At 68.7% G+C, this 1,864-nt stretch carries 2 protein-coding genes and 1 pseudogene; all 3 read left to right on the top strand.

All coding sequences use genetic code 11. The features are described from left to right. On the top strand, positions 1 to 624 hold a 624-nt coding region (locus MXAZACID_RS09345; RefSeq protein WP_008494040.1), incomplete at its 5' end, for a hypothetical protein. A gap of 19 nt (positions 625 to 643) precedes the next feature. Next, positions 644 to 1,642 carry a flagellar motor switch protein FliG gene (locus MXAZACID_RS09340; protein WP_008494039.1) on the top strand — a complete coding sequence of 333 codons (999 nt, stop codon included), beginning with the start codon at positions 644 to 646 and terminating at the stop codon, positions 1,640 to 1,642. Beyond that, positions 1,642 to 1,864, top strand: a pseudogene (locus MXAZACID_RS19315) (hypothetical protein); the annotation flags it as partial. The gene MXAZACID_RS09340 and the pseudogene MXAZACID_RS19315, both read left to right, overlap by 1 nt.

Here is a 1,864-nt window from a genome sequence, read left to right as displayed (position 1 = left end):
AGCGCCGGGGCCGCCGGGGCCAGCGCCAATGCGAGCGCGAGCACCACGGCCAGCGCCGCCCCCGGCACGAGCGGCGCGCCCGCCAGCAAGCCGACGCTGCCCAGCAAAAGCAGCGACGATCTCGATCAGAGCTTCGTCAATGACCAGACCCAGGCGGATATCACCAAGCCGGATTGGGCGGTGAAGGGGCTCGCCGTATCCGTGGTGCTGAACCAGGCGGCGCTGCCGAAGGGCTTGACCACCGAGCAGGTGAAGGCCGCGATCGCCGCCGGCTTCGCCTATCCGAATGTCAGCGTGAATGTGCTGGCCTCGCCCTTCCAGAAGCCGAGCGGTGGGCTTGCGGCGGCACCGCTGGCGGCGGCGGCCAATCCGGTGGCGCATGCGCTGCTGGAGGTGGTGGCGGCGCTGGCGCTGCTGTTCGGGCTGGCGCTGCCGGCGGGGCGGCGCTTGGCCAATGTCAATCTGAAAACGCTGATCCCGCCGCCAGCGCCCGCGCCGCTGCCGCAGCGGCCGCTGCCGGTGGTGGTGCCGCCGCGCGATTTCACCGAGCTGCGCGACCAGGCGGCGGAAAACATACCGGGCGTCGCGCGGCTCCTGCAAAGCTGGGCTGAAGAAAATGACTGAACAAAGCACGGATCTTGCATTGTCCAACGGTTTGACCGGGCCTGAGCGCGCCGCGCTGGTGCTGCGCGAGCTGGGCGAGGAAACCGCCGCCGCGGTGATGAAGGAGATGGACGAGCTGACCGTCGGCCGAATTTCGGTGGCGATGTCTAATCTCAAAGGCGTCAATGCGCAGCTCCGCGAGGACATCATGCTGTCCTTCGCCTCGGATCTCGGCATCACCAGCATCGGCGGCGACAGCATCAAATTTCTCAGCCGAGTGCTGGTGAATGCGCTGGGCGAACCGCAGGCGAAGGAGATTCTGGACCGGCTGCGCCGCAATGACCGGCGCTCCAGCTTCCAGCTGCCGCCAAATACCGATGCCCGGACGCTGGCGATGCAGATGATGCATGAGCGGCCGCAGACCATCGCGCTGCTGCTGGCGCATATTCCGCATGATATGGGGGCCAATCTGCTGACCTACCTGCCCGAGCCGCTGGCGGCGGAGGCGCTGTATCGGTTTTCCAATCTCGATGTCGTCTCGCCCAGCGTGGTGAAGGAGCTGCGGGACATGCTGGAGGAGCTGGCGATGCAGACCGGCACCGGCGGGCGGCGCGTCACCAATCTCGGCGGCGCGAAGCAGACGGCGGAGATTCTCAACCATTTCCCCTCGGCCATGTCCGACACCGTGCTCGCCGCGATCGACCAGCGCGACAGCAAGACCGCCGAGAAGATCCGCGAAAATCTCTTCACCTTCGTCGATCTCGGCAAGCTGACCGACCGCAATCTGCAGCTGCTGCTGCGCGAGGTGCCGGCGGACAAGCTGGCCCCGGCGCTGCGGCTGGTCGAGCAGGATCTGCGCGACCGGTTCTTCACCAATCTCTCCGCGCGGCAGACCGAGGTGCTGAAGGAGGAGCTGAGCGGCGGCCCGCCGATCCGCCGTTCGGACGCGCTGGCGGCGCAGAGCGAGATCGTCGATGCAGCGCTGCGCCTGGCCGCCGAGGGGCGCATCACCATCAGCGCCACCGAGGAGATGGTGTGATGGGCGATGCTGTGATGCCGATGGCCACGCCGATCTCGATGACGAAGGCGAGCGCGCCCCCCCCCAACAGCCCGGGGGTGGCGGATCAAGCGGCCTGGGCGCAGAGCCTGCAGGCGGCGCAGCAGGACATGGAGGCACCGTCAGCGGGCACCGGCGCGCCCGACGCCGCCGCGTCCGACGCCGCCGCGCCCAGCCACGCCGCTGCCACGCCCGCGCTGCCCC

The sequence above is a fragment of the Acidocella sp. MX-AZ02 genome (genome assembly GCF_000306035.1).
In the GTDB taxonomy this organism is placed as follows: Bacteria; Pseudomonadota; Alphaproteobacteria; order Acetobacterales; family Acetobacteraceae; genus Acidocella; species Acidocella facilis.
Note: the sequence above shows the minus strand (reverse complement) of the source record. Positions and strands in the feature narration are given on the sequence as shown.